The following is a 571-nucleotide window of genomic DNA, read 5'->3' as shown; positions in this document are numbered from 1 at the left end:
GTCAGGGATTCGTCTACCTGATGCAGAACTTGCCGCAGGAGCGCATCTCGATCGCCATCATGGCCGCCGCCGCGATGGAGGCCGTGCTGGAGCAGACGGTGCAGTACACCAAGGAGCGCAAGGCGTTCGGCAAGCCCATCGGCAGCTTCCAGAACAGCCGGTTCCTGCTGGCCGAACTGGCGACCGAGGCCACCGTGGTGCGCATGATGGTCGACGAGTTCATCCGGTTGCATCTCGACGAGAAGCTCACCGTCGAGCAGGCCGCGATGGCCAAGTGGTACTCCACTGAGAAGCAGGTGGAGCTGATCGACCGCTGCCTGCAGCTGCACGGCGGTTACGGCTACATGCGTGAGTACCCGGTGGCCCGGGCCTACCTGGACGCCCGAGTGCAGACGATCTACGGCGGCACCACCGAGATCATGAAGGAGATCATCGGTCGCAGTCTGGGTGTCTAGCGGGCCGTTCGGCCCCTTGATAATCCGATATGACGCCCGAAAAGCCCGATTCTGGGTCTTCGGACCCAGATATTGGGCCTTTTTTGGTCATGATCGGCCACGTTCCTTGGTTATCG

1 protein-coding gene is annotated in these 571 nt (G+C 61.8%); it reads left to right on the top strand.

Features of this window, described 5'->3' with window-relative positions; all coding sequences use genetic code 11:
- The coding region (locus IMZ11_RS43495; protein WP_255708190.1) for an acyl-CoA dehydrogenase family protein at positions 1 to 455 on the top strand (455 nt) is incomplete at its 5' end.
- Between the last annotated feature and the right edge of the window lie 116 nt (positions 456 to 571).

The organism is Microtetraspora sp. AC03309 (genome assembly GCF_020826795.1).
GTDB lineage: Bacteria > Actinomycetota > Actinomycetes > Streptosporangiales > Streptosporangiaceae > Microtetraspora > Microtetraspora glauca.
This window is presented reverse-complemented; position numbering and strand designations above follow the sequence as displayed.